The organism is Klebsiella sp. 10, assembly GCF_018223925.1.
Classification (GTDB): domain Bacteria; phylum Pseudomonadota; class Gammaproteobacteria; order Enterobacterales; family Enterobacteriaceae; genus Klebsiella; species Klebsiella pneumoniae.
In genome coordinates this window covers 233,750-260,715 of the sequence record NZ_JAGRRB010000018.1, presented here as the reverse complement: position 1 = coordinate 260,715, position 26,966 = coordinate 233,750, and the positions used below count along the sequence as shown (strand labels likewise).

Below are 26,966 nucleotides of genomic sequence, written 5' to 3'. Positions count from 1 at the left end.
TGTTAGGCTATGGCAGGAAATAAACCCTTCAACAAACCACAGACAGAAACCCGCGAACGCGATCCGCAGCTCGCCGGGCTGAAAGTCCCGCCGCACTCGATTGAAGCGGAGCAGTCGGTGTTGGGCGGTTTAATGCTGGATAACGAGCGCTGGGACGACGTCGCCGAACGCGTCGTTGCCGACGACTTTTATACCCGTCCGCACCGTCATATTTTTACCGAGATGGCGCGCCTGCAGGAGTCCGGCAGCCCGATTGACCTGATTACGCTCGCCGAGTCGCTGGAGCGTCAGGGGCAGCTGGACAGCGTGGGCGGCTTCGCCTATCTGGCCGAACTGTCCAAAAACACGCCCAGCGCGGCTAACATCAGCGCCTATGCCGACATCGTGCGCGAACGCGCGGTGGTGCGCGAAATGATTTCGGTGGCCAACGAGATCGCCGAAGCCGGCTTCGACCCACAGGGGCGAACCAGCGAAGATCTGCTCGACCTCGCCGAATCCCGGGTTTTCAAAATCGCCGAAAGCCGGGCCAACAAAGACGAAGGGCCGAAGAACATCGCCGATGTCCTCGATGCCACTGTCGCCCGTATCGAACAGCTGTTCCAGCAGCCCCATGACGGCGTCACCGGGGTCAATACCGGCTACGACGACCTCAACAAAAAGACCGCCGGCCTGCAGCCGTCGGATCTGATTATCGTCGCCGCCCGTCCATCGATGGGTAAAACGACCTTCGCGATGAACCTCGTGGAAAACGCGGCGATGCTGCAGGACAAACCGGTATTAATCTTCAGTCTCGAGATGCCCTCGGAACAGATCATGATGCGTTCTCTGGCCTCGCTGTCGCGCGTCGATCAGACCCGCATTCGTACCGGTCAACTGGACGACGAAGACTGGGCGCGGATCTCCGGCACCATGGGCATCCTGCTGGAAAAGCGCAATATCTATATCGATGACTCCTCCGGCCTGACGCCGACGGAGGTGCGCTCCCGCGCGCGGCGTATCGCCCGCGAGCACGGCGGCATCGGACTGATTATGATCGACTACCTGCAGCTGATGCGCGTGCCGTCGCTCTCCGACAACCGTACCCTTGAGATTGCCGAAATCTCCCGCTCGCTGAAGGCGCTGGCGAAAGAGCTGCAGGTGCCGGTGGTGGCGCTGTCGCAGCTTAACCGCTCGCTGGAGCAGCGCGCCGATAAGCGTCCGGTCAACTCCGACCTGCGTGAGTCCGGCTCTATCGAACAGGATGCCGACTTAATCATGTTCATTTACCGTGATGAGGTCTATCACGAGAACAGCGATCTTAAAGGCATCGCGGAAATTATCATTGGTAAACAACGTAACGGCCCGATCGGCACCGTGCGACTGACCTTTAACGGCCAGTGGTCGCGTTTCGATAATTATGCCGGTCCTCAGTATGATGATGAGTAATCCTTCCGCCTTCTTTTATTAAGGAATTCAAATGCAAGCGGCAACTGTAGTTATCAACCGCCGCGCTCTGCGACACAACCTGCAACGTCTGCGTGAACTGGCGCCCGCCAGCAAACTGGTTGCGGTAGTGAAAGCGAACGCCTACGGACACGGTCTTCTCGAGACCGCGCGAACGCTGACCGACGCCGACGCCTTTGGCGTCGCCCGCCTGGAAGAGGCGCTGCGCCTGCGAGCGGGGGGCATCGCCCAGCCGATCCTCCTGCTGGAAGGCTTTTTTGCTGCGGAAGACCTGGCGGTGATCGCCGCCCAGCGCCTGCATACGGCGGTGCATAGCCCCGAACAGCTGGCGGCGCTGGAGCAAGCCGATCTCCCCGAGCCGGTGACCGTGTGGATGAAGCTGGATACCGGCATGCATCGCTTAGGGGTGCGCCCGGAGGAAGCCGAGGCGTTTTATCAGCGTCTGAGCCAGTGTAAAAACGTCCGCCAGCCGGTGAACGTGGTGAGCCACTTCGCGCGCGCCGATGAGCCGACCTGCGGCGCCACCGAACGCCAGCTGGACATCTTCACCACCTTTACCGAAGGCAAGCCGGGCTTGCGCTCTATCGCCGCCTCGGGCGGCATTCTGCTGTGGCCGCAATCGCATTACGACTGGGTGCGCCCCGGAATTATCCTGTATGGCGTGTCGCCGCTGGACGATCGCTCCACCGGGAAAGATTTCGGCTGCCAGCCGGTGATGACCCTGACGTCCAGCCTGATTGCGGTGCGCGAGCATAAAGCAGGGGAGCCCGTCGGCTACGGCGGCACCTGGATCAGCGAACGCGATACCCGTCTCGGCGTGGTGGCAATGGGCTATGGCGACGGTTATCCGCGCGCGGCACCGTCGGGCACGCCGGTGCTGGTCAATGGCCGGGAAGTGCCGATTGTCGGCCGGGTGGCGATGGATATGATCTGCGTTGACCTCGGACCGCAGGCCCAGGATAAAGCCGGCGACGCGGTAGTGCTGTGGGGAGAGGGGCTCCCGGTAGAGCGCATCGCCGAGATAACGAAAGTGAGTGCTTACGAACTTATTACGCGACTGACCTCCCGCGTCGCCATGAAATACCTCGACTAAGCCTCTGGCGTACCGGATAGCACAGAGGCTGATCCGGTACGCACCAGGCCTGCGGCGCTCAAAAAAGCGGTTTATACCGCTGCGCGGTCACTTTCCCCTCAACATCCTCTCGACCTGCCGTCATATCCGGTTTATTGTGTAAGAACCTGCCCCATGTAAACCTGGAGATACATCGCGTGTTTCAAAAAGTTGACGCCTACGCCGGCGACCCTATTCTTTCTCTGATGGAACGCTTCAAAGAAGACCCGCGAAGCGACAAAGTCAACCTGAGTATCGGGCTGTACTACAACGATGACGGCATTATCCCGCAGCTGCAGGCGGTGGCGGAAGCGGAAGCACGCCTGAACGCCGAGCCACATGGCGCCTCGCTGTATCTGCCAATGGAAGGGTTGAGCGGCTACCGTCAGGCGATTGCGCCGCTGCTGTTTGGCGCAGAGCATACCGCGCTTAAGCAAAATCGCATTGCCTCTATTCAGACGGTCGGCGGTTCGGGCGCACTGAAGGTCGGGGCCGACTTCCTCAAACGTTACTTTCCTGAGTCTCATGTCTGGGTCAGCGATCCGACCTGGGAAAACCACATCGCCATTTTTGAAGGGGCTGGCTTCGAAGTAAGTACTTACACCTGGTTTGATAAAGCCACCAACGGCGTGCGCTTTGAGGACCTGCTGGCGACGCTGCAAACGCTGCCGGCGCGCGATATTGTGCTGCTGCACCCTTGCTGCCACAACCCGACCGGCGCCGACCTTACGCCAGCCCAGTGGGACCGCGTGGTTGAGGTATTAAAAGCGCGTCAGCTGATCCCCTTCCTCGACATCGCCTACCAGGGCTTTGGCGGGGGGCTGGAAGAGGATGCCTACGCTATTCGCGCCATCGCCAGCGCCGGGATGCCGATGCTGGTCAGCAACTCGTTCTCCAAAATTTTCTCGCTGTACGGGGAGCGCGTCGGCGGTCTGTCCGTGGTCTGTGAAGACAGCGAAACCGCGGGCCGCGTGCTGGGGCAGCTGAAGGCCACCGTGCGCCGCAACTACTCCAGCCCGCCGAGCTTTGGCGCGCAGGTGGTGGCGACGGTGCTGAACGATGCAGCTCTGAAAGCCACCTGGCAGGCGGAAGTGGACGCCATGCGCGCGCACATCCTGACCATGCGCCAGGCGCTGGTCGACGCGCTGCAGCAGGTTGCCCCGGGCAGCAAAGTGGATTACCTGCTCAAGCAGCGCGGGATGTTCAGCTATACCGGATTCAGCGCGGCGCAGGTGGATCGTCTGCGCGATGAGTTTGGCGTCTACCTGATTGCCAGCGGACGCATGTGCGTGGCGGGGTTAAACTCACGTAATGTTCAGCAGGTAGCGAAAGCTTTTGCCGCGGTAATGTAAGCCGCTCTCCAGCAGGTTGTCTCTGCCGGTCAACGGGCAGGGGCAACCCCCTCGGATGTGATCATCCTCTTTTTCTATGACATCTGCGCGAAAAAGGCTTTTCATCCATGCCGCCGGCGGGTAAGGTCGGGACGTTGATAAGCATGCACATTATTGAAAACAATAATGATTGATAGATTTAGGGATAAATATGCGCAAACTTACTCTCGCCCTTGCGGCGACTTCTCTCCTGTTCACGCTGAACAGCGCCGTTGTGGCGCGCGCCTCCACGCCGCAGCCGCTGTGGGTCGGCACCAACGTGGCCCAGCTGGCCGAGCAGGCGCCGATCCACTGGGTTTCGGTGGCGCAAATTGAGAACAGCCTGCTGGGGCGGCCGCCGATGGCCGTCGGCTTTGATATCGATGACACCGTCCTCTTCTCCAGTCCGGGTTTCTGGCGCGGGCAAAAAACCTTCTCTCCCGGCAGCGAGGATTACCTGAAAAACCCACAGTTCTGGGAAAAAATGAACAATGGCTGGGATGAATTCAGCATGCCGAAAGAGGTGGCGCGCCAGCTGATTGCGATGCATGTGAAGCGCGGGGACAGCATCTGGTTCGTCACCGGCCGCAGCCAGACCAAAACCGAAACCGTTTCTAAAACCCTGCAGGATGATTTTCTCATCCCGGCCGCCAATATGAATCCGGTGATTTTCGCTGGCGATAAGCCTGGCCAAAACACCAAGACCCAGTGGCTGCAGGCGAAGCAGATAAAGGTTTTCTACGGCGATTCGGATAATGATATCACCGCCGCCCGCGAAGCGGGCGCCCGTGGCATCCGCGTGCTGCGGGCCGCCAACTCCTCCTATAAGCCGTTGCCGATGGCTGGCGCGCTGGGCGAGGAAGTAATCGTCAATTCCGAATACTGATGACCGCCTGAACGCGATAAACGGCAGCGACGGCGCTGCCGTTTTTTTATGCAAAATCAGGGGTGGAAGGTTTTACCTTTTCACGTATTGCTGCACACTTAGAAGGATTCATTCGCAAAAGGAGTCAATGATGTGGTATCAGCAAACCCTGACGCTTGGGCCAAAATCCCGCGGTTTTCATCTGGTCACCGACGAAATCCTTGGCCAGATCCGCGGGCTGTCCGGGGTGAAGGTTGGCCTGCTGCACCTCCTGCTCCAGCATACTTCCGCTTCCCTGACGCTCAACGAAAACTGCGATCCCACCGTCCGCTATGACATGGAGCAGTATTTTCTCAACGCCGTACCGGACAATGCGCCGTATGAACATGACTATGAAGGCCCTGACGATATGCCGTCGCACATCAAATCATCGATGCTTGGCGTGTCGCTAATGCTGCCGGTCGAGGACGGGCGCGTCAGGTTGGGAACCTGGCAGGGCATCTGGCTGGGGGAGCATCGGATACACGGCGGTTCGCGGCGCATCGTTGCGACGCTCATGGGGGAATAAAAGATGACAATTTCGGAGTTATTACAGTACTGCATGGCGAAACCGGGAGCAGAGCAGAGCGTCCACAGCGACTGGAAAGCCACGCAGATTAAGGTCTCAGACGTGCTGTTTGCCATGGTGAAGGAGGTTGAGGACCAGCGGCCGGCGGTCGCGCTGAAGGCGAGTCCGGAGCTGGCTGAGCTGCTGCGTCAGCAGCATCGCGATGTCCGGCCCAGCCAGCATCTCAATAAAGCGCACTGGAGCACCGTCTATCTGGATGGCTCGCTGCCGGATTCGCAAATCTACTATCTGGTCGATGCGTCTTATCAGCAGGCGGTGAAAATGCTGCCGGAGCCGGTCCGGCAGCAGCTTACCCGCTAATTATTTCAGCATGGGCTTGAGGAAGCGCGCGGTGTGCGAGGCTTCGCACTCGGCGACGGTTTCCGGCGTACCGGAGACCAGGATTTCGCCGCCGCCGCTGCCGCCTTCCGGGCCGAGATCGACAATCCAGTCGGCAGTTTTAATCACATCGAGGTTGTGCTCAATCACCACGATGGTATTGCCCTGATCGCGCAGCTGGTGCAGCACTTCCAGCAACTGCTGGATATCGGCGAAGTGCAGACCGGTGGTCGGCTCATCGAGGATATACAGCGTCTGGCCGGTACCGCGCTTGGACAACTCGCGCGCCAGCTTCACGCGCTGCGCCTCGCCGCCGGACAGGGTCGTCGCCGACTGGCCAAGGCGGATATAGGTCAGGCCGACGTCCATCAGGGTTTGCAGCTTACGCGCCAGCGCCGGTACGGCATCAAAGAATTCACGCGCCTCTTCAATGGTCATATCCAGCACTTCGTGGATGGTCTTACCCTTGTACTTAATCTCCAGCGTTTCGCGGTTATAGCGTTTGCCTTTGCACTGGTCGCACGGCACGTAGATATCCGGCAGGAAGTGCATCTCAACCTTAATGACGCCGTCACCCTGGCAGGCTTCGCAGCGCCCACCGCGAACGTTAAAGCTAAAGCGCCCCGGCGTATAGCCGCGTGAGCGAGACTCCGGTACGCCGGCGAACAGCTCGCGCACCGGGGTAAACACCCCGGTATAGGTTGCCGGGTTGGAGCGCGGCGTCCGGCCGATCGGGCTCTGGTCGATATCGATCACTTTATCGAAATGTTCCAGCCCCTGGATATCGCGATACGGCGCTGGTTCAGCGATGGTCGCGCCGTTGAGCTGGCGCTGGGCAATCGGGAACAGGGTATCGTTGATCAGCGTGGATTTACCCGAGCCGGAGACGCCGGTGATGCAGGTAAACAGGCCCACTGGCAGGGTGAGCGTTACATCCTTCAGGTTGTTGCCGCGCGCGCCGGTCAGTTTGAGGACTTTCTCCGGGTTGGCGGGCACGCGCTGCTTCGGCACTTCAATTTTGCGTTTACCGCTCATGAACTGGCCGGTCAGGGATTCCGGGACCGCCATAATGGCCTCCAGCGGCCCTTCCGCTACTACCTGGCCGCCGTGAACGCCAGCGCCGGGACCGATATCGATCACATGGTCGGCGGCGCGAATGGCGTCTTCGTCGTGCTCAACGACGATCACCGTGTTGCCTAAATTACGCAGGTGGATCAGGGTGCCGAGCAGGCGTTCGTTATCGCGCTGGTGCAGGCCGATAGAGGGTTCATCCAGCACGTACATCACGCCAACCAGCCCGGCGCCAATCTGGCTTGCCAGACGGATACGCTGGGCTTCGCCGCCGGAGAGCGTTTCCGCCGAGCGGGAGAGCGTCAGGTAGTTGAGGCCGACGTTGACGAGGAATTTCAGACGATCGCCAATCTCTTTCAGCACTTTTTCGGCGATTTTCGCCCGCTGGCCGGAGAGCTTCAGATTGTTGAAGAAATCCATCGCATGGCCGATGCTCATATCGGAGATGGTCGGCAGCGGGGTGTTTTCCACAAACACGTGGCGCGCCTCGCGACGCAGACGCGTGCCGTCGCAGCTGGCGCACGGACGGTTGCTGATGAACTTCGCCAGCTCTTCGCGCACCGCGCTGGATTCCGTCTCTTTGTAACGGCGCTCCATGTTATGCAGCACGCCTTCGAACGGATGGCGGCGCACCGAGGTATCCCCGCGGTCATTCATGTATTTGAATTCAATACTTTCTTTACCTGAACCGTACAGCACCACTTTCTGCACGTTGGCGCTGAGGGTGCCCCATGGCGCTTCGACGTCGAATTTATAGTGCTCCGCCAGCGACTTCAGCATCTGGAAGTAGTAGAAGTTACGCCGATCCCAGCCGCGGATGGCGCCGCCCGCCAGCGACAGCTCGGGATTTTGCACCACGCGATCGGGATCGAAATATTGCTGCACGCCGAGGCCGTCGCAGGTCGGGCAGGCGCCCGCCGGGTTGTTAAAGGAGAACAGACGCGGCTCCAGCTCGCGCATGCTGTAGCCGCAGATCGGGCAGGCGAAGTTGGCGGAAAACAGCAGTTCTTCCGCTTTCTCATCATCCATATTAGCCACAATGGCGGTCCCGCCGGAGAGCTCCAGCGCGGTTTCGAACGACTCGGCCAGGCGCTGCGCCAGATCGTCGCGCACCTTGAAGCGGTCGATGACTACCTCAATGGTGTGCTTCTTCTGCAGCTCCAGCTTCGGCGGATCCGACAGATCGCAGACCTCGCCGTCGATCCGCGCGCGGATGTAGCCCTGACTGGCGAGGTTTTCCAGGGTTTTAGTGTGCTCGCCTTTGCGCTCTTTAATAATGGGCGCCAGCAGCATCAGGCGCAGGCCTTCCGGCTGGGCGAGGACATTATCGACCATCTGACTGACGGTTTGCGCCGCCAGCGGCACGTCGTGATCCGGACAGCGCGGTTCGCCGACGCGGGCGTACAGCAGACGCAGATAGTCGTGAATTTCGGTAATAGTACCCACCGTCGAGCGGGGGTTGTGAGAGGTTGATTTCTGTTCGATGGAAATCGCCGGCGACAGCCCTTCGATATGGTCGACGTCCGGCTTCTCCATCAGCGACAGGAACTGTCGCGCATAGGCGGAGAGCGATTCGACGTAGCGACGCTGGCCTTCGGCATACAGGGTGTCGAAAGCGAGTGAAGATTTGCCAGACCCGGAAAGCCCGGTGACGACAATGAGTTTGTCGCGCGGGATAACGAGGTTGATGTTTTTGAGATTATGGGTGCGGGCGCCCCGAACTTCGATCTTATCCATTCACCTTTCCCGGTAGGTAGATACACGGATTGCCTGGTTTGCTTGAAGGACAAACGGCAGAAACGGCTAATTATGACACAATTTAACCTGAATGAATATACAGTATCGGAATGCAAATTCGGGTCGAGTGTGCAACAATGCCGTAGCCGGGTACTATCTCTGGAATCAGCCTCGCAGCTATTAAAATGCTACGTGGAAATGGTACACTCGCGCGTTTACACTATTAAGAAACGTATTCAGGAGACACGAACATGGCCAGCAGAGGCGTAAACAAGGTGATTCTCGTCGGTAATCTGGGGCAGGACCCGGAAGTACGCTACATGCCAAGTGGCGGCGCTGTCGCCAACTTCACGCTGGCAACTTCCGAATCCTGGCGTGACAAGCAGACCGGCGAAATGAAAGAGCAGACCGAGTGGCACCGCGTTGTGCTGTTCGGCAAACTGGCGGAAGTCGCTGGTGAGTATCTGCGTAAAGGCTCTCAGGTGTACATTGAAGGCCAGCTGCGTACCCGCAAGTGGACCGATCAATCCGGTCAGGACAAATACACCACCGAAGTGGTGGTGAACGTGGGCGGCACCATGCAGATGCTGGGCGGCCGTCAGGGCGGCGGCGCACCGGCAGGCGGCGGCCAGCAGCAGGGCGGTTGGGGTCAGCCGCAGCAGCCGCAGGGCGGCAACCAGTTCAGCGGCGGCGCGCAGTCCCGTCCGCAGCAGCAGGCCCCGGCAGCGCCTTCCAACGAACCGCCGATGGACTTCGACGACGACATCCCGTTCTAAGGCTTGCCTTAGGCGCACTGTCTGCGCAGTCGAAAACAGAAAGCCCCGGTTTCGCCGGGGCTTTTTCTTTGTTATTCCTGCACCGTCATTTCAGGATGGAATTTGACCTACGGTAACGAGCGATTCAGATGACGGGCACCTGAGCGGTGGCGGCTGTCGCCACGCTGGGCTGCGGTTTGGCTGGCTGCGCCACCGGCTCCTGCCGCGGTACGGCCGTCGCTTTCTGTTTGCGGGCCATGTCATCGACGATCAGCCGATAGGCGATGTAATACTTATAGATATTGCTGACGTAGGTTACCGTCTCGGCGCCAATTTTTTCTGCCGCCATATTTTCGACGTTACCGAACCAGACGTTCGGGTCAAATCCTCGCTGTTTAGTCATGGTGCGCAGGCGGGCGATACGCGCCGGACCCGCGTTATAGGAGGCAAAGGTAAACAGCGCTTTATCGAGCCGGGTCATGGGCTCATCGGCATAGTACCGATCCATCATCCAGCGCATGTATTTCACGCCGGCATGGATATTGGGATCCAGCTGTTTAATATCGCCCACCTTCAGCTCTTTTCCAGTGCTGGGCATCACCTGCATAACGCCGATGGCGCCGACGTGGCTCCGTACCGACTGATTCAGCCGCGACTCCTGGTATCCCTGGGCCGCCATCAGCAGCCAGTCGACGTCGTAACGATCGCCGTACTTGCGGAAGACATCTACCATCGCGAGGAATTTGCGTCGTTCCTTACTCGCCGCGGCATTTTTGACATATTTAGCATTTTTCAGGTAACGCAGCAGGAGAGTATTGCCCAGCGTGGTGCCCTGACGATTCTTTTTGACGAAGTTGTTCAGTACCGTCAGCAGCTGCGGGCTGTCTTTGCGTACCGCCCAGGCAATGTCGCCGCCGTCGCGCAGCACCACATTGTCATGGACCTGAATTTTTGGAAACACCTGTTTCCAGAACAACGCTTTATGCTGATCGACGACGATCAGCGGAATCAGCCCGGCGTTGAGCATTTCCAGCAGATCTTCATCCTCCAGCGCTTCCGGCGCCGCCTCCAGTATCACCGGTGGGCGCGACTCACCGGCAAATCGGGCGTTCAGCGCTTGCAGGCTGTCGTAATAGCTGGAGGAGCGGCGAACAAAGACGGTTTGACCAGAGAGTTGCTCCAGGCTGTCGACCTTCGGTGAAGCCGGGCCGGAGATCAGTAATTCTTTCACGTTGCTGTAGAGCGGCTGGGCGAAATCGACCTGTGCTTCCCGCGAGGGCGTGATAGTCAGATTGGCAGCCGCAATATCGCCTTTACCTTCATTAAGCGCGATAAAGAGATTGTCCCGACTGACCGGCACAAAAACGATATGCAGCTTCAGGTGGCGCTGTTTGAGCTTTTTATCCTTCGCTAGCTGTTTATTCAGCTCGTTTTCCAGCGCGATAAAAATGTCGTGCGTCGCCCCGCGCTGGGTGCCTTTATCAATAAAAAAGAAGGTCTTGCTGTAGGTGGTTAATACCCGAATGGTACGACGGTCGATCATGCCAGGCAAATCGCCTCTCCATGGCCGTAGCATATCGTCGATATGAATCGATAGCGTGTTGTCTTCGGCTGCTGCCGGCGGCGCTTTTTCCGCCTCTACTGCCGGCAGCAGAGGAGCGAATAACAGTGTCGCGAGGCAGGTGAGCCAGGCGATAAACAGACGTGATAGCGAGTAGGCGTTCATGGAGGAATACTCCGCAGGGGATGTGATTATTTTAGCAGAACGGCCGCCGTTAGCCGGGCACGACAAGGGCGTAAAAACATAACAATGCCGACAAATAGTTTTCTCCCATTTTATCGCTTACTATTAATGTGTTTTTATCTTTAATTTAACTATGGAGATAATATGGCGAAAATGTGTGTTTTTAATGATAAATAGAAAATAATGATGATGTTTTTATTTTATTTCTCCCCATCTGTTTTGTTGTAACCTTTTGATTGTTGGTGTTTATTTTATTTTTCTCCGATATTGATTATTATCATCTTGATAATGAATCTCATTTTTATTACCGTAACACGGCACATTACTCTAATGACACGCTGTCTGGATTACGCTATCAAAGAATAGCGCGCAGCGCTTTTTCTCTAATGATGAAACAGGGCACTTAATTTTATTATGCCTCATGCTTTTTTTATTCCCATTAATGCCGGGAAGGCGCTGACCTGCGCCAAAATCTGGCGACGCGCTGAGGCAAGTATTTTATCCCATTGTTTTTTCAATTGGGGAAGGCGTTATGCCCGACAGCAACAGAAAACAGGGCATATTCTATGAAATACACGTCTCACTTCCCGCTGGGGATCGTCATTCCTCTGCTCGCCTGTAGCGTGCCGCTGCAGGCGGCAGAGAACATGACCGAACAATCGACGCCTGACGAGAGCGCCGCCACTGCCGAAAATCACGAGGAGACGATGGTCATAACCGCCGCCAGGCAGAACCTGCAGGCGCCGGGCGTGTCGACCATCACCGCAGAAGAGATCCGCAAACATCCCCCCGCCCGCGATGTGTCGGAGTTAATTCGTACGCAGCCCGGGGTAAACCTGACCGGCAACTCCACCAGCGGGCAGCGCGGCAACAACCGGCAAATTGATATCCGTGGCATGGGGCCCGAGAATACGCTGGTGCTGGTCGATGGTAAACCGGTGACCAGCCGTAACTCGGTGCGGTATGGCTGGCGCGGCGATCGTGACTCCCGCGGCGATACCAGTTGGGTGCCAGCGGAGATGATCGATCATATCGATGTGATCCGCGGCCCGGCGGCGGCGCGCTATGGTAATGGCGCGATGGGCGGGGTCGTCAACATCGTGACCAAACCGACCACGCGAGAATGGCACGGGTCGTGGAATACCTATATGAATGCTCCGCAGCACCGTAAAGAAGGGGCGACGAAACGTACTAACTTTAGCCTCAATGGTCCGCTGTCGGACAGTGTCAGCTTCAATCTCTGGGGTAATCTGAGTAAAACCCAGGCCGATGCACAGGATATTAACGCCGGGCATGAAGCGGAACGTACCGGTTCCTACGCCGGTTCTTATCCCGCCGGACGTGAAGGGGTGGTGAACAAAGATATTCACAGTAAGCTGCGCTGGGAGTTTGCCCCGATGCAGGCCCTGGAGTTTGAGGCCGGTTACAGCCGCCAGGGTAATCTCTATGCTGGCGACACACAAAACACCAATACCAGTACGCTGGTGAAGAGTATGTACGGGAAAGAGACCAACCGTCTCTACCGGCAAACTTACGGCGTAACATGGACCGGCGGCTGGGATAATGGCGTGACCAGCAACAGCTATGCCCAGTACGAACACACCCGTAACTCGCGAATGGATGAAGGGCTGGCGGGCGGTACGGAAGGGATCTTCTCCAGTAGCGAGTTTTCAGATATCGATCTGGCCGATGTCCTGCTACATAGTGAAGTGAATATTCCGTTTACGCTGGGGGTCGATCAGAATCTGACGCTGGGGACAGAATGGAATCAGCAGCGGATGAAAGATGGCGTATCGACAACCCAGGCGCTCTCTTACGGCACTATCGATGGCGTATCGGCTACCGGTCGTAGCCCGTACTCCAGCGCCGAGATCTTCTCGCTGTTTACCGAAGATAATATGGCGCTAACGGACAGCACCATGCTGACACCCGCTCTGCGCTTCGATCATCACAGCATCGTCGGCAATAACTGGAGCCCCTCACTGAACCTGTCTCAGGAGCTGACGGACGACTGGACGCTGAAGCTGGGCATTGCCCGTGCTTACAAGGCGCCTAACCTCTACCAGTTGAACCCGAACTATATTCTCTACAGCAACGGTCAAGGCTGTTACGCCAGTAGTTCCGCCTGCTATCTGATGGGGAATAGCGATCTGAAAGCGGAGACCAGCGTTAATAAAGAGATTGGTCTTGAGTACAAGCATGATGGCTATCAGGCGGGGATCACCTGGTTCCGTAACGACTATCACAATAAGATTGAGTCAGGGTATGCGGCGGTGGGTACCGCCAGCAACGGCACCACCAATATCTATCAGTGGGAAAACGTACCAAAGGCGTTAGTGGAAGGCCTGGAAGGAACGCTGAATCTGCCGGTGGGGGAGGCGGTTAACTGGAGCAATAACCTGACCTGGATGCTGCAGAGCAAGAATAAGACGACCGGCGACCGGCTGTCAGTGATCCCGCAGTTTACCCTGAACTCGACTTTGAGCTGGCAGGTTCGTGAAGATCTCTCCCTGCAGAGCACCTTTACCTGGTATGGTCGACAGAAACCAAAACGCTTTAATTATAAGGGCGAGGCGGTCAGCGGCAGCGAACTAAACGAAGTCAGCCCATACAGCATTGTCGGCCTCAGTGCGACCTGGGAAGTGAACAAAAATCTGAGCTTCACCAGCGGGATAGATAACCTGTTTGATATTCGCCACTACCGGGCAGGGAATGCGCAAACGACCGGCAACGCGACGACGGGAGCTTATCTGTATGGCGCGGGTGCCGAGACCTATAACGAGTCGGGGCGGACCTTCTTTATGAGCGTTAATACTCATTTCTGATGATCCTGATGAGGAGTAAACCGGGTGCAGCGCGACCCGGTTTTTTTATTTCAGATGAGAGCGGAGGAGGCGGTTATAAATCGTGACAAAATCTTCACGCCCTCTACATTATTAGCTCAACATATCCTTTTATACTGATTTCCGTCGCGCAAGGTCGTTGATCCCGACCGGGTTCGATAATAGCATCCTGCTATTTCCCTTCTGTAATATCCCCTGTCCCCCTTCCATTCCCAACCGCAGCGATGCGGAGGAGGGGGACCTCCTTATTTTTGCCGCGTGATCTGATAGCGATACTGAGTGGGCGTGAGCGCATGATATTTTTTGAAGGTACGATTAAACGCACTGAGATCGTCATAACCGACCATCATACAAATATCGACGATTCGGTAACCAGGCGTTGTCAGTAATAAACGGCAACACAGCGACATGCGCTGCTGGCGGATATATTCCATTGGCGAACGATCAAAATAATGACGAAAGAGCCGAAACAAATGCCAGGGGGAATAACCAGAGATATCGCTCAGATCGTCGACGGTCAGTTTCTTATCCAGATTATTATCGATCCACAAGAGCAGGTCGCTTAAGACCGATTGCTGGAGCGTTTTGCTACGCATAATTGCGGCCAATCCCATAACGCAGGGCTCCTCAGTGAGGAGCCCTGGGGTTTATTGAACAGTGAGTGTGCCGTGGCGAACCTGATAATTTTTTTGATTATCAGGGCCAATATAGTCGCTGGCGGGTTTTGCCAGCTGCAGATGACCAAAGGCGGTAGTTTGCTCTGCATGATAATTTTCGCCGTCATTCACGTCGCCGCGCCCGTTATAACGGGCAATAGCCGGGAAGGGATACACCGGACGAGTCGCGATAACAGCTGGAGCAGCGTCAGCGTAAGGCTGACTGACTTTCTGCACGCCGTGAAACTGCGTTTGCGCATCTGGTTTTTCTGTCATCGGCGGCAGGTCGGCAGCGGCTGTTGCCCGTTTGCCGGCCATGATCTCCTGCGGCGCTATGCCTTCCTCGGTCCAGCGCATCAGCGGGGTAAGGAGATCAATTTGATCGTAACCTTCGCCATTACCGCAATGGGCTACCCCAGGCAGCAGGAATAACCGCAGGAAGGTATCCGTTGCGGCATGGCCCATCTCTGCTTCTACGCCGCGATAATAGGCGATAGAAAAGGCCGGACTGACGGAGTCATCGGCCAGACCGTGCCAGAGGATAAGCTTGCCGCCGCGCTGTTGATAGGCATGAAGATTGGTATTTGCCGCGTTATAGAGCGGCGCCAGTTGGGCGACGGCGTCAAAATTCTGCTGGTTAAGCGGGAAATCCCGCATCGATTGGATCTTCTGTTTTTCTCCTGGCAGGAGCACGGATTGCAGAGCCGGTAGTACCATCATTTCCGACATTGAGTGGCCGGTCGGCGTCTCGGGCACCGGCCAGCGTAGCTCGGAACCCAGCGGCAGACCGCCCGCGACGAACTGGGCGCCGTGGCTGTCGTAAGCGCCGCGGTAGAGCTTTTTCACCACCTCGATCTCTTCCTGCGTCAGGCAGGTAGAACGATCCCGAGCATCGGCAGGACAGCGGGGGAGCCATGACTCAGAGAACTGACAGGCATACGGATTTTGCAGGATAGCATCCTGCACGCCGGAAAGCGTCGGGCAGTGAGCCAGCACGGCCTGGTGAATCAGAGGAAGGCGATTTTTCAGCAGGATAGCGGTACCGTCCGGGCGCTGATTGGCGGCCACATTCCAGCCGTGGAAGAAGGAGTTCTGAAACTGGAAAAAGGCCGCTGGCGCGCCAGCGCTGATACCGTCAAAATCCTGCGGAAAGCGCTGCGCTTCCATCAATGCTTCGCGACCGCCGTCTGAGCAGCCCATAAAGTAGGCATACTTTGGCGGCTGGCGGTAAAGCGTCTGCATCACCGCTTTGGCCAGCACGGCGGTCAGGTGGTTGGCGCGCCAGGCAAAATCGATGCGCTTTTGCGGATCTTCGGCCCATGACGCATCCATCATACTGCCATGGTGCCCCATATCGGTTGCTGCCACCACAAACTCGCCGTTCATTGCCGGCAGGCAGCCGCTGGCATTCGACAGACTCAGGTTAATACTCCCGCACAGTCCGCCACAGCCGACCTGCAAAAAACGTTGACTCCAGCGTTGAGTCGGCAGGGCAATCTGCACGCCAATCTCAGGGGCGATAGTGGCGCTCACCTTGCACCAGCTTCCCTGCGCGGAGGTCTGCATTTCAGTGTGATTGATAGTGACTTTTGCGCCAACGGCTGCGCTGAAGTCGGTAGTGCTTAGCGCATCGCATGTCAGCGCGGGAAGAACAATCGGCAGACTGGCGACAGCCTGCGTGGGTGAAGCGAACGATAACCCGAAGAGGGCGCAGAGGATGATGGGCAAGATTGTCTTAAGTAAGCGTGTCATACGCAGTTCCCTGTGGCTGATGATGGGAGGCGGCAGGATGGCGAAACCTATGCCTCACCTTCCCTGGCGAGGCGCCACTGCTTGGCTATTGTAGATAACGATAGACTTTCCTTGATGCCTTGATAAGGCGACCCTACTGTATTCTGCTATTTTGAGGAAAATATGGAGATGTTTGCCAACGGCGTCTGGCGGTGAATTCGGGGTAGAATGTTGTGATATCAGTTGCATAATTTATTCAATTTCTCTTCATTAAATCTGCTGGGTTGCAGGTTATTTTTCTCCCTGTTCCTGGTGATCCCAGAGAGCATCATTCCTAACGAGATCCTTCCCCCTTTCCATTAATAAGAAAGGGGGCTTTTTATTAATAAAACGTTCAGGTAAATCTAAATATAGTACTGGTGTTGGCCATTAGAACCATGCGCCTGAGAAAAAGTTCCATCATTAAATATATTTTTAAAGATGCTTTAATATCCATTTTTTCTCCATTTTGTCGCCATAATTGCATGTAATTCTGCGCCTCGCTCAGGTTATTTTCTGTCGCATATTTTAGAGATGCATCCTGAACAAATAAGCTCAACGCCAGCAGAACACTGCTATTGCTCATTATCTCGTAGACGACACATTCATGTTAAAAAAGACTCATATCATCAGCGGATTATTGATCACCCCTTTAACGTTATATGCCGCAACATCATATCAAGTTGATGATATCCGTTTTGAAGGGCTACAGCGCGTGACCGTCGGGGCGGCGCTATTAAGTATGCCATTGCACGCGGGAGATGCGGTAACGCCAGAAGATGTCAGCGAGGCAGTGCGCGCGCTGTATGCGAGCGGCAATTTCGAAAATGTGCAGATCCTGCGCGATGGGAAAACGCTGGTGGTGCAGGTTAAGGAACGGCCCACTATTGCCAGCGTCAGTTTTTCCGGGAATAAGGCAGTGAAGGATGATGCGCTAAAGGAAAATCTCACCGCATCCGGTATTTCTGCAGGTAGCGCACTGGACAGAAATTCGCTTAGCGAAATAGAAAAGGGGTTGCAGGATTTCTATTACAGCGCGGGAAAATACAGTGCGCAGGTTCACGCGGTGGTGACCCCGTTACCGCGTAATCGCGTTGACTTAACGTTCGTCTTTCAGGAAGGCATCTCGGCGAAAATCGCACAAATAAACATTATCGGTAATCAGGCGTTTCGGGAAGAGACGCTCCTGGACCAGCTTCAGCTACGTGATAATGTGCCGTGGTGGAACGTGGTAGCCGATAAAAAATACCAGAAGCAGAAGCTGGAAGCCGATCTGGAAACGCTGCGCAGTTTTTATCTCGATCGCGGCTATGCGCGCTTTGCTATCGAGTCCACGCAGGTCAGTATGACCCCAGATAAAAAATCCCTGTATATCACTATCGCCCTCAATGAAGGCGAACGTTATCGGGTCGACCGAACTCAGGTGACAGGCGATCTGGCTCAGCATGGGCCGGAGATCGAGGCGCTTGCCCAGCCGCTGGCGGGGGCATGGTATAGCGGGGCGCAAGTCACCACGGTTGAAAATGAGATCAAAAAGCATTTTGGTAAGTATGGTTATGCCTGGCCGCAGGTGACGTCCACGCCGGAAATCGATGATGCGCATCACCGCGTGGTGCTGCATATTCAGGTCAACGCGGGCCGCCGCTACTCGGTACGCCAGATCCGCTTTTCCGGTAACGACACCTCCCGGGACGCGGTGCTGCGTCGTGAAATGCGCCAAATGGAAGGGGCGTGGCTCAACAACGAAAAAGTCGATCAAGGGAAGGTACGTCTTGATCGAACGGGTTTTTTTGAGAACGTTGAACAGCAGATCGTTCCGGTCAATGGAACGGCGGATCAGGTCGATGTGGTCTACAAGGTGAAGGAGCGCAACACCGGCTCATTCAATGTGGGCCTGGGATTTGGTACGGACAGCGGCGTGAGCTATCAGCTTGGCGTGACGCAGGATAACTGGCTGGGAACGGGTAATAGCGTTAGCTTCAACGGGACGCGCAACAGCTACCAGTCTTATCTTGAACTGGGGGCGACGAACCCGTGGTTTACCGTAGATGGCATCAGCCTGGGCGGAAAGATTTTTTATAACAGCTATGATGCTTCTGATGCGGATGCCGGGAGCTATAACCAGCAGAGCTATGGTTTAGGTAGTACGCTAGGGTTTCCCATTAGCGAAAATAACTCCCTGAACCTGGGACTGGATTATGTCCATAATCGCCTGACCAATATGGATCCGGAGCTGACGACCTGGCGCTACCTCAGCTCTCGGGGAATCGAGCCCAGCGTGGTGACGAAAGATGGCGACAGCGGCGCAAAATATAGCGCCAACGATTATTTTGTGAGTCTTGGATGGGGCTACAACGATCTCGATCGCGGCTTCTTCCCGCGTGCGGGAAACAAGAGCAGCCTGAGCGGTAAAGTGACGCTCCCCGGTTCGGATAATAGCTACTACAAACTCTCTTTTGACACCGCCCAGTATCTGCCGCTGAGCGAGAACAAGCGCTGGGTCTGGATGGAACGCCTGCGCGCAGGCTATGCCGGCGGGTTAGACGGCAAAAGTGTGCCGTTCTACGATAACTTTTACGCTGGCGGTTCGTCGTCAGTGCGCGGATTTTCTTCTAACACCATTGGGCCTAAAGCGGCCTATTACCGCTGTAACGGTAGCGAAAGCAGCTATAGCGCCTGCCCGCTGGATGCCTCGTCTGATGCGGTCGGCGGGAATGCCATGGCGGTGCTGAACAGCGAATTTATCATTCCAACCCCCTTTGTGAATGATAAGTACGCCGATAGTCTGCGAACCTCGCTGTTTGTTGACGCGGGGACGGTCTGGAGTACATCCTGGCACAACACCGCGCAGACGCTGGCGGCAGGGATCCCTGACTACGGCGATCCGAGTCATATTCGTCTCTCCGCGGGGATTGCCGTGCAGTGGATGTCTCCCCTCGGTCCACTGGTCTTCTCCTGGGCAGAGCCGTTTAAAAAGTACGATGGTGATAAAGCAGAACAGTTTCAGTTTAATATCGGCAAAACCTGGTAGGGCTCCAACGGGGCCTGATAGACCGGCGTGGCTATATTCTGTGGACTGTCCTCCGACATAGCGATTGAGCAGAATATACTCAACCGCTATGTCGATATTATCGCTAAGGAATACGATCTGGCGGGACACCCGCGACATTTACCCGAGCGCGGTCTGAGGGCCTCGCGGACCTGGTGGCGTACGACGAGGTAACCGCGCAATAAATAGCTGCCTGCTACTATCCTCTCTTCTTGCCAAACCGCGGGTAATACTCAGTGCTGCATCATCTAATACCAATGACTGAGGCCTCATCCAGAGGGACTAAGACGTATTGTAAATTAAGTTTATATTATCTTATTTTTTATTGTATTTTCTTTTTTAAGGGTAATTTGGCTGTTTTTCATCAGGCCTAACCATAAATTTAGAGAGGGAAATGAAACGTTACTAATAATGGAGTATGTTGTTAGGAATTGTCTTAAATCACATAATTGCCAGGGGCGCTTGCGATTTATAACAATGAATGCTATCACTATATATTGTAATAATTTGTAGCATCTTTATAAGGAAGGAATATGAAATGGACTATTCTTAATACCCTGATCTGCCCGCAATCTGGTATCGCCTTCTCGGCTATATCCAGTCTGCGTTTCTTGAAATTTATCATGTGGTACGAGGCTGATGTAATCCTGTTGCCCGGTGAGTCGATAAGACTCTATTCCTCGAGAGTTTTAATTAATGACCAGTATCATTCATTAAAAATCTATAATATTACGGTGTACGACGAGGCGCAGTGGGAAAAATTACGTGAGCGACCATCGTGCCCTTACCATGCCGGTGGCGAGCGGTCTGACTCCTGTTTTTACCAGTCCTTTTGCACGATTAAGCGTTGCCCGAATAATATTCCCCGCAGTGAACCCTGGCGTTAGCCAGTCCACGCCGCCGGTCAGACACCGGCGGCGTGGCGTCATTTCGCCAGCAGGGCGGCCAGTCGAGGCTGGACGCTTGCGCAGCCGGCCAGCACGAGGTTGCCTCGCCGCAGGCCCGCATTGGCGAGAAACGCATTGCACGTTCCGCCCGCCTCCTCAATCAATAGCATGCCTGCCAGCGCATCCCAGCTGTTCATATGCACTTCATAATAGGCGTGGAGCTGACCGGCGGCGACATGCGCCAGCATCAGGGCGCCCGCGCCAAAACGGCGATACTCCAGACCGGCGTCGAGCAGCGTGTCGATGGCCCGGGCGTAGTCGCTGGCCGGGGCCCGGCTGGAGCGCCCCATGCCGATCACCACCGCATCGGGCTCCGGCTCGCGTAGCGTCAGGCGCCGACCGTTGAGATACGCGCCTTCGCCGCGGGCGGCGAAGAAAAATTCATCGCGATCGGGGGCGTAAATGATGCCGAGCGACAGCTCGCCCTGGCACACTCGCGCCAGTGAGATGCACCAGTAATCCATGCCGAGGATAAAGTTGGTGGTGCCATCGACAGGATCCAGCACCCAGACGGTCTGGTCGTCGCCTTCAAAACCGCTCTCCTCGCCGAGGAAACCCTCCTCGGGAAAGTGGGCCTGCAGCCAGCCTTTAATCTCTTGTTCTACCGCGAGATCCGCCTGCGACACAAAGTCCTGGCGCGCTTTTTTATCGACCTGTAATCCCGCATCGCGCAGCGCCTGGGCGTGGGCGCCTGCCTGGCGAATCAAGGCGCATAATGACTCTCGTTGTGCTTCCGTCATAGTCCTGCTCTCAGATAACAAAGGGCGACGTGCGCCGGTGAATTAAGGTTACCTCCACCCAGGTGGTGCGTGAAGGTTGCGAAGGGTCGGCGGCGCGCTCCAGAAGCCGGGCGAGCGCCTGGCGGGCGATCGCCGCCACATCCTGATGTAGCGTGGTGAGCTGATAGCTATATTGCGCGGTCGTCGGCGTGTTATCAAAACCAATCAGCTGAAAATCCGCCGGAGCCTCTCTGCCGCGCTGGCGCATTCCATCGAGAAAGCCACAGGCAAGCTGGGCGTTGGCGCAGAAGATCCCCTCCAGCGCCTCGTCGGCGAGCGCTGCAGCCTGTAACCCGCCCGCGTAACCTTCTTGCTGACAGGCGAGGATCGCCAGGTGGCGTTCGACGTCCACTCCGCGCGTTTGCAGCGCCCGGCCGAACGCTTCCCCGCGCATGCGGCCGGCCCAGGTGGAAGGATGGTGGTTGAGCCAGCCAAAGCGCTGACAGCCGCTGCGCAGCAGCTGGTCGGCGGCCAGTTCGGCGCCGGCGGCGTTGTCAGAACAAACGTAATCCACGCCGGGGATTGTCGGCTGGCGATTAATGCCCACGACCGGAATATGCTGCTGGACGCACTCGTTCACCAGCGCCTCCGGCGGCTGGCCGGAGGTGACGATAACGCCGGAGACGCGAAACTGAGCGAAACGGCGCAAGGTCTGCGCCAGATCCTGCTCGCTGTGGATCTCGCTCACCAGCGCCTGAAAGCCTTGGCGCTGGATCTCGTTAAGCAGCGCATCAAGCAGGGTACTGCGAAAAGGATCGCTGATGCGCGAGACGATCACGCCGATTAAGTGGCTGCGCTGGCGGTTCAGCCCCTGGGCGAGGAAGTTAACCTGATACCCCAGCTCTTCGGCGGCGCGCAGTACCCGCGCCCGGGCGTCGGGAGAGATGCTGCCGTTGTTGCTCAACGCCCGGGACACCACTGCCCGGGAGACGCCCGCTCTCCGGGCAACATCCTGGGCGGTGACGCTGGGTTTGCGTGGGTTCATAGGAGGTACGTCTCGTCAGTGGGCGTGGGACGCGGCAGCGTTAAGGTGAGTCCATCCCGGGAAACGAATAAGCCCGGCCACGGCTGACAGGCCTGCTTTAGCGCCGACAGAGAAGCATCCTCGCAGTGATAGAGCCCCATCGCCGGGAGCTGCAGCGTTCTGAACAGCATCAGGCAGGAGGGGAAATCGCCATGCGAGGCGTCATCGTCCAGGGCTGCTACCGAGGCGCACTCCTGAAACGCCAGCCCGGCGCCGGCCATCAGGGCTATCGAGTCGGCGGTCGGTCGGCCATCGCCGCTGTAAAACAGCGTCTGCCCGGCAATGGTGATGCGGATGGCGCGATTACTCAGCTCATGCTGGGTGGGGGCAGTGCGGATCTGCCAGTCCTGCCACGTCCAGGCTTCGCGGCATTCCTGCCAGTCGATGGTGAAACCAAGGTCCGCCTGCGGCCAGTTCGCCAGCGCGGCCAGCTGCATGAGCACCGGCTGCTGCGCCGGCTGGCAGTAGATAATGACTGGCTTCTGACGGGAATAACTTTTCCAGTGGTTCAGTAGCGCCGTCAGGCCGGTGCAGTGGTCCGGGTGAACGTGGGTGAAGTAGATCGCGTCGATATCGTTGACCTCGCCGCCGCGCTGCCAGAGCGCGCGGGGAACGGTGGGGCCGCAGTCGATTAACCACTGTTTGTTGTCCGCATCGATCACCCGCAGCGCGGAGGTATTTTGCGTGCAGGAAAAGGCGCTCCCGCAGCCAAGCACATCTATTTTCATTTACCCTCGCCAAAATTTTTTGCCGCTTAATTAAATTGTCATAAATACCCGACAAAGTAGGCTCATATCATGTCGAGTCAACGTTGCATTTTTTTTACAGCCAAATGAACACGTGTTCACCTTGCTAAAAAAAATGCCGCAGCAGCGCTTTCAGGTAGCGAATATGAGTTATTTACAGATCTCCGGCCTTAAAATTAGTTATGGCGATAAGGTGGTTTTACATAATATCGATCTGGCGGTAGAGCAGGGAGAGATGATTGCTCTACTGGGCCCGTCGGGATGCGGAAAAACCACGCTGCTGAACGCCCTCTGCGGCTTTATTCCGGTGCAAAGCGGCGAGGTGGCTATTGCCAGCCGAACGATCACTCATCTTGCGCCGGAGCAGCGCAATATCACCATGGTATTTCAAAGCTACGCCCTGTGGCCGCACCTGACGGTAGCGCGCAATATCGGCTATGGCCTGAAGCTGCGCAAATGGCGCGGGGCGGATATCGCGCGGCGGGTGGCGGAGCTGCTGCGAATAGTCAATCTCGAAGGGCTTGGCGAGGTGAAAGTGACCGAACTGTCGGGCGGCCAGCGGCAGCGGGTGGCGCTGGCGAGAGCCCTGGCCATAGAGCCCCAGGTGCTGGTGTTGGATGAGCCGTTATCTAATCTGGATGCCAAAGTGCGCCTGAATGTGCGCCATGAAATTAAATCTCTGCAAAAGAGACTGGGGTTCACGTCATTAATTGTCACCCACGATCAGCAGGAAGCCTTAGTGATGGCGGACCGCATTGCGGTATTAAATCAGGGGCGTATTGAACAAACCGGCACGCCGGAAGAAATATATCAACGCCCCGCGACGCCCTTCGTCGCTGATTTTATGGGGGCCGATAATAAAATAATTTCCGGTGAATTATCCGCTGCCGCAATATCCGGTTTATCTGCCGCTCAGCAGGGTGACAACGTTATTTATTTTCGCAGCGCCGATGCCGCGCTCGCTGAATTAACGCAGCCTGCGCCGCAGGAGGGGCTGGCTCTGGAAGGCGTGGTGGAGCAAAGCGCGTTTCTGGGCAATCTGTATCGTCACAGCGTGCGCTGCCATGACCGCCTGCTGCTGGCGGATGCCGCGCAGTGCTGGCCGACAAAAAGCCGCGTTCGGCTCCATGTGCCAACGCCGGCCCTGCATATTTTTCCTTTACCACTATCACAGTGATATCAGCGTGTTCATTCTGGGGACAATCCATGTTGACTAAGACGAAAGCAGCGATCGTAACGACCCTCTTCCTGAGCCTTGGCGCACAGGCCGACACCATTCTCAACGTCGCCACCGCGGGCGATCAGAATATGGTGGATTATGTAAAAACCTGGCTGGGGCCAAAATTTGAAGCCGCTCATCCCGGCGTCAAGGTGCGGGTGATCGGTACCGGCCCCGGCGACGCCGGGTCGAATAAAATTAGCGAGAAGCTAACGGCCCAGCAGGAGAGCGGCGCGCAGCAGTGGGATATCGACGTCGCGGTAGTGCACCAGAAGGCGGGCGGTGAGCAGGTGGCAAAGGGATTGCTGCAAAAATACCGTCAGGATATTCAGACCGGCGGCATGGTGAGTTCGCCGAGCGCCACCCAGGCGCTGGGCGTTAACGTTGACGGATACGTGATGCCGATGTTCTTAAGCCAGACCGCTATCGCCTGGAACAGCGATCTGGTCACTACCCCGCCGGCGTCGTATGACGAGCTGGTGGCCTGGACGCAGAAACACCCGCAGGCTTTTGGCTATAACGGCATCAAGAATGGCATGTCCGGCGTCAGCTTTGTGGTGGGCTGGATCTACGCCTACGGGACCGACGCCCAGCGTCTCTCCGCCGGGCCCTATGATAAAAGCGTCGAAAAAGGCTGGCAGCAGGCCTATGAGAAGCTAAAGGCGTTCAATAAAAACGTAACTTTCACCCCGGGCAACGCCGGGACGCTCGATATGCTGAGCCGGGGGGAAATCGCCATGGGCCCGGTGTGGGTCGATATGTTCTATAGCTGGAAAGATCAGGGCAAGCTGCCGCCGTCGATCAAGCTTGCTTTACTGGCGCCGGGCATGCCGGGCCAGCCGATGTATTACGTCATCCCGGCGAAGGCGGCGAATCCGCAGCTGGCGCGCGACTTTATCGCGCTGGCCACCAGCCCGGAAGTGCAGGCGCAGGGGATCGTCAAGCAGTTCAACTGGTATCCGGGCATCGACGCCGGGCAGGTGAAGCCGAAGCTGGATGCGGCGACCTGGCAAAAGCTGTTTGCCGAAATCTCGCCGGAAGCGCTGGCGAAGTATGGCAAAAGCTTCCCGATCGCCCCCTACTTTGACGATATCAAAGAGGGTTACGAAAGCCAGGTGGCTAATTAAACCTTTTTCCAGCCCGGGCCGCCGTCCCGGGCGCTTGCTTGTGCTGACGCCAGGTTTATTATGTCCAGTTCATTAAAATATCTGCTGCTGGTTGCCCCGGCGGCGCTGATGATCGCGATCCTGTTTTTGTATCCGCTGGGGTTTTCGCTGGTCTCGGCGTTTACCGCGCCGGGACAGCCGTTCACCCTCGATCACTTCCGCAAGGTCTATGCGCTCTACGCCAGCGATGTGCTCTTTTCGCTGCTTATCGTGCTGATCTCAGTGGCGCTGTTAGCGCTGCTCGCCATTACCCTGTCGGCAGTGATTGCGCTGTCACCCTGCCGACCCGTTGTGCGTTTGCTGGGTTTTTTGTATCGCCTGCCGCTGTTTATTCCTTTTATCGTTGTTGCCCAGATGATGCGCACTTTTCTCGCCAAAAATGGCCTGATGAACAATGCGCTGGTGGCGGCCGACCTGGTCACGCCGCTGGAGACGCTCTCCTGGCTGGGATGGAAAGGGATAGTGATCACCTTTGTCTGGAAGCAACTGGCCTTTGCCACGCTGCTGATCTGCGGGGCGATGGCGGCGCTGGAGTCGTCGCAGATCCTTGCTGCACGTAATCTTGGCGCCTCCCGGCCGCGGATCCTGTTCGATATCATGCTGCCGCAGGTCCTGCCGACTATCGGCGTGGCGCTGGTGCTGTCGACGGTGACCATGATGTCGGTGCTGTCGGTACCGTTGATGATCGGCGTGGGGACCCCGACGATGCTAACCGTGGATATGGCATTTCGCGTCAATTCCTATGGTGATTACGCGGTGGCGAATGCGCTTGGCGTGGTGTCGCTGGCGATCTGCGGCGCGCTGTCGTGGTTTTACCTGCGCCACAGCCTGCAGCAAAAAGGCGGTGAATCATGAAAGCGCTGGCCCTCGTATCAACCCCGGCATGGTGGGTGAAAGGGCGCCGTAAAGTGCGCGCCAGTCCGGTGCTGCAGACCCTGCTGCTGCTGTTTATGCTGCTGGCGATGTTTGGTCCGCTGCTGAACCTGTTGATCTGGACCGTAGCGGAAAGCTGGTATTTTCCCCATTCGCTGCCCAGTCGGTGGGGGCTGAAGTACTGGTATCAGGTTTTCAATCCATACAGCGATGTCTCCAGCTCGCTGTTAACCAGCGTGCTGATCGCTCTGTTATCGGTGGGGGTCTGTTTGCTGATTTCCGTACCCGCCGGCTATGCGCTTTCCCGGCGGAAAATGCCATTACGGATGCTGTTCATGCTGCTATTTCTTATCCCGCAGGCCTTTCCTAACCTGACGGTATACATGAATGTTGCCCGATTGTTTTATCAGTGGGGATTGAACGGCAGTATCGCAGGGGTGGTGCTGGTGCATAGCGTTCACGGCCTGATGTATTCGGTGTGGATCTGTGTAGCCGCGTTTTCAGCCATCGACCCGCTGCTGGCGCGGGCATCGCGTAACCTGGGCGCCGGGCCGGTGTATACCTTCTGGCACATTGTGCTGCCGCAGGCGGCGCCGGGGATCGTCGCCGCCAGCATCTTTGTTTTTCTGGAGTCGCTGGATGAGTTTACCGGCACTTTCTTCGTCGGGGCGCCGGATATCACCACGCTGCCGCTGCTGCTCTATAACGCCAGCATGTCGGGTAACTATCAGGTCTCGTCGATTACCGCGCTGATTTTGCTGGCCCCATCGCTGCTCTTTATGGTGGTGATCCATAAATTTATGCGTCCGGAGATGATGGCCAAATTAGGGAAATAAGGGCTGCAGAAAACGA

Annotated in this window: 22 protein-coding genes; 14 read left to right on the top strand and 8 right to left on the bottom strand. The window is 56.8% G+C overall.

Features of this window, described 5'->3' with window-relative positions:
* The first annotated feature begins 9 nt into the window (after positions 1 to 9).
* From dnaB to KHQ26_RS21220, 6 genes are all read left to right on the top strand, one after another.
* Complete coding sequence (dnaB, locus tag KHQ26_RS21245) at positions 10 to 1,425, top strand: replicative DNA helicase (protein WP_002884942.1); 1,416 nt, start codon at positions 10 to 12, stop codon at positions 1,423 to 1,425.
* A 31-nt stretch (positions 1,426 to 1,456) separates the two neighbouring features.
* Positions 1,457 to 2,536, top strand: a complete 1,080-nt coding sequence (gene alr / locus KHQ26_RS21240) for an alanine racemase (protein ID WP_002884943.1) — start codon at positions 1,457 to 1,459, stop codon at positions 2,534 to 2,536.
* Between the two features lie 176 nt (positions 2,537 to 2,712).
* Positions 2,713 to 3,906 (top strand): aromatic amino acid transaminase, encoded by a 1,194-nt coding sequence (tyrB, locus tag KHQ26_RS21235; RefSeq protein ID WP_032436576.1) that lies wholly within the window; start codon positions 2,713 to 2,715, stop codon positions 3,904 to 3,906.
* Between the two features lie 190 nt (positions 3,907 to 4,096).
* Positions 4,097 to 4,810: an acid phosphatase AphA gene (aphA, locus tag KHQ26_RS21230; protein WP_020804806.1), complete on the top strand. Its 714-nt coding sequence runs from the start codon at positions 4,097 to 4,099 to the stop codon at positions 4,808 to 4,810.
* A gap of 130 nt (positions 4,811 to 4,940) precedes the next feature.
* Entirely contained in the window at positions 4,941 to 5,357 is a 417-nt protein-coding gene (locus tag KHQ26_RS21225; protein WP_002884951.1) for a secondary thiamine-phosphate synthase enzyme YjbQ, read from the top strand.
* Between the two features lie 3 nt (positions 5,358 to 5,360).
* Positions 5,361 to 5,717, top strand: a complete 357-nt coding sequence (locus KHQ26_RS21220) for an MmcQ/YjbR family DNA-binding protein (protein WP_002884953.1) — start codon at positions 5,361 to 5,363, stop codon at positions 5,715 to 5,717.
* Here KHQ26_RS21220 and uvrA read toward each other — a convergent pair whose 3' ends face one another.
* The gene (uvrA, locus tag KHQ26_RS21215) at positions 5,718 to 8,543 is read right to left on the bottom strand and encodes an excinuclease ABC subunit UvrA (RefSeq protein WP_004146620.1); all 2,826 of its coding nucleotides are present in this window, start codon (positions 8,541 to 8,543) and stop codon (positions 5,718 to 5,720) included. It lies immediately after the preceding gene.
* A 251-nt stretch (positions 8,544 to 8,794) separates the two neighbouring features.
* Between uvrA and ssb1 the strand changes: the two genes are divergently transcribed.
* Positions 8,795 to 9,319: a single-stranded DNA-binding protein SSB1 gene (gene ssb1 / locus KHQ26_RS21210; RefSeq protein WP_004151744.1), complete on the top strand. Its 525-nt coding sequence runs from the start codon at positions 8,795 to 8,797 to the stop codon at positions 9,317 to 9,319.
* Positions 9,320 to 9,443: 124 nt separating this feature from the next.
* Here ssb1 and KHQ26_RS21205 read toward each other — a convergent pair whose 3' ends face one another.
* Positions 9,444 to 11,024 carry a lytic transglycosylase F gene (locus KHQ26_RS21205; RefSeq protein WP_002885017.1) on the bottom strand — a complete coding sequence of 527 codons (1,581 nt, stop codon included), beginning with the start codon at positions 11,022 to 11,024 and terminating at the stop codon, positions 9,444 to 9,446.
* A 584-nt stretch (positions 11,025 to 11,608) separates the two neighbouring features.
* On the opposite strand from KHQ26_RS21205, the gene KHQ26_RS21200 reads away from it, so the two are divergent.
* The gene (locus KHQ26_RS21200) at positions 11,609 to 13,867 is read left to right on the top strand and encodes a TonB-dependent siderophore receptor (RefSeq protein WP_004186492.1); all 2,259 of its coding nucleotides are present in this window, start codon (positions 11,609 to 11,611) and stop codon (positions 13,865 to 13,867) included.
* Between the two features lie 263 nt (positions 13,868 to 14,130).
* Here KHQ26_RS21200 and KHQ26_RS21195 read toward each other — a convergent pair whose 3' ends face one another.
* From KHQ26_RS21195 to KHQ26_RS21185, 3 genes are all read right to left on the bottom strand, one after another.
* Positions 14,131 to 14,499, bottom strand: a complete 369-nt coding sequence (locus tag KHQ26_RS21195) for a helix-turn-helix transcriptional regulator (RefSeq protein WP_002885023.1) — start codon at positions 14,497 to 14,499, stop codon at positions 14,131 to 14,133.
* Between the two features lie 33 nt (positions 14,500 to 14,532).
* A complete protein-coding gene (locus tag KHQ26_RS21190; RefSeq protein ID WP_029496972.1) occupies positions 14,533 to 16,293 on the bottom strand; it encodes a tannase/feruloyl esterase family alpha/beta hydrolase in 1,761 nt (586 codons plus the stop codon).
* 373 nt (positions 16,294 to 16,666) lie between these two features.
* Complete coding sequence (locus tag KHQ26_RS21185; protein ID WP_004872949.1) at positions 16,667 to 16,897, bottom strand: potassium:proton antiporter; 231 nt, start codon at positions 16,895 to 16,897, stop codon at positions 16,667 to 16,669.
* A 21-nt stretch (positions 16,898 to 16,918) separates the two neighbouring features.
* On the opposite strand from KHQ26_RS21185, the gene bamA reads away from it, so the two are divergent.
* The gene (bamA, locus tag KHQ26_RS21180; RefSeq protein ID WP_004186501.1) at positions 16,919 to 19,342 is read left to right on the top strand and encodes an outer membrane protein assembly factor BamA; all 2,424 of its coding nucleotides are present in this window, start codon (positions 16,919 to 16,921) and stop codon (positions 19,340 to 19,342) included.
* Between the two features lie 551 nt (positions 19,343 to 19,893).
* Positions 19,894 to 20,247 carry an anti-adapter protein IraM gene (gene iraM / locus KHQ26_RS21175; protein ID WP_002885039.1) on the top strand — a complete coding sequence of 118 codons (354 nt, stop codon included), beginning with the start codon at positions 19,894 to 19,896 and terminating at the stop codon, positions 20,245 to 20,247.
* A 38-nt stretch (positions 20,248 to 20,285) separates the two neighbouring features.
* Here the strand turns inward: iraM and KHQ26_RS21170 are convergent, their stop codons facing one another.
* The 3 genes from KHQ26_RS21170 to KHQ26_RS21160 are packed head-to-tail and all read right to left on the bottom strand — an operon-like array spanning position 20,286 to position 22,838.
* Positions 20,286 to 21,047, bottom strand: coding sequence for an inositol monophosphatase family protein (locus KHQ26_RS21170; RefSeq protein ID WP_029496971.1), 762 nt, complete (start codon positions 21,045 to 21,047; stop codon positions 20,286 to 20,288).
* 10 nt (positions 21,048 to 21,057) lie between these two features.
* Positions 21,058 to 22,071, bottom strand: a complete 1,014-nt coding sequence (locus KHQ26_RS21165) for a LacI family DNA-binding transcriptional regulator (protein WP_002885046.1) — start codon at positions 22,069 to 22,071, stop codon at positions 21,058 to 21,060.
* Positions 22,068 to 22,838 (bottom strand): MBL fold metallo-hydrolase, encoded by a 771-nt coding sequence (locus KHQ26_RS21160; RefSeq protein ID WP_002885048.1) that lies wholly within the window; start codon positions 22,836 to 22,838, stop codon positions 22,068 to 22,070. Before KHQ26_RS21160 ends, KHQ26_RS21165 begins: the two co-directional genes overlap by 4 nt.
* Before the next feature lie 163 nt (positions 22,839 to 23,001).
* Here KHQ26_RS21160 and KHQ26_RS21155 point away from each other — a divergent pair, with 163 nt between their 5' ends.
* The 4 genes from KHQ26_RS21155 to KHQ26_RS21140 are packed head-to-tail and all read left to right on the top strand — an operon-like array spanning position 23,002 to position 26,950.
* Positions 23,002 to 24,033 carry an ABC transporter ATP-binding protein gene (locus tag KHQ26_RS21155; protein ID WP_004177837.1) on the top strand — a complete coding sequence of 344 codons (1,032 nt, stop codon included), beginning with the start codon at positions 23,002 to 23,004 and terminating at the stop codon, positions 24,031 to 24,033.
* Positions 24,034 to 24,062: 29 nt separating this feature from the next.
* Positions 24,063 to 25,202, top strand: coding sequence for an extracellular solute-binding protein (locus tag KHQ26_RS21150; RefSeq protein WP_004177835.1), 1,140 nt, complete (start codon positions 24,063 to 24,065; stop codon positions 25,200 to 25,202).
* A gap of 60 nt (positions 25,203 to 25,262) precedes the next feature.
* Positions 25,263 to 26,096: an ABC transporter permease gene (locus tag KHQ26_RS21145; protein ID WP_004177833.1), complete on the top strand. Its 834-nt coding sequence runs from the start codon at positions 25,263 to 25,265 to the stop codon at positions 26,094 to 26,096.
* Positions 26,093 to 26,950 carry an ABC transporter permease gene (locus KHQ26_RS21140; RefSeq protein ID WP_004186517.1) on the top strand — a complete coding sequence of 286 codons (858 nt, stop codon included), beginning with the start codon at positions 26,093 to 26,095 and terminating at the stop codon, positions 26,948 to 26,950. Before KHQ26_RS21145 ends, KHQ26_RS21140 begins: the two co-directional genes overlap by 4 nt.
* The last annotated feature ends 16 nt before the right edge of the window (positions 26,951 to 26,966 follow it).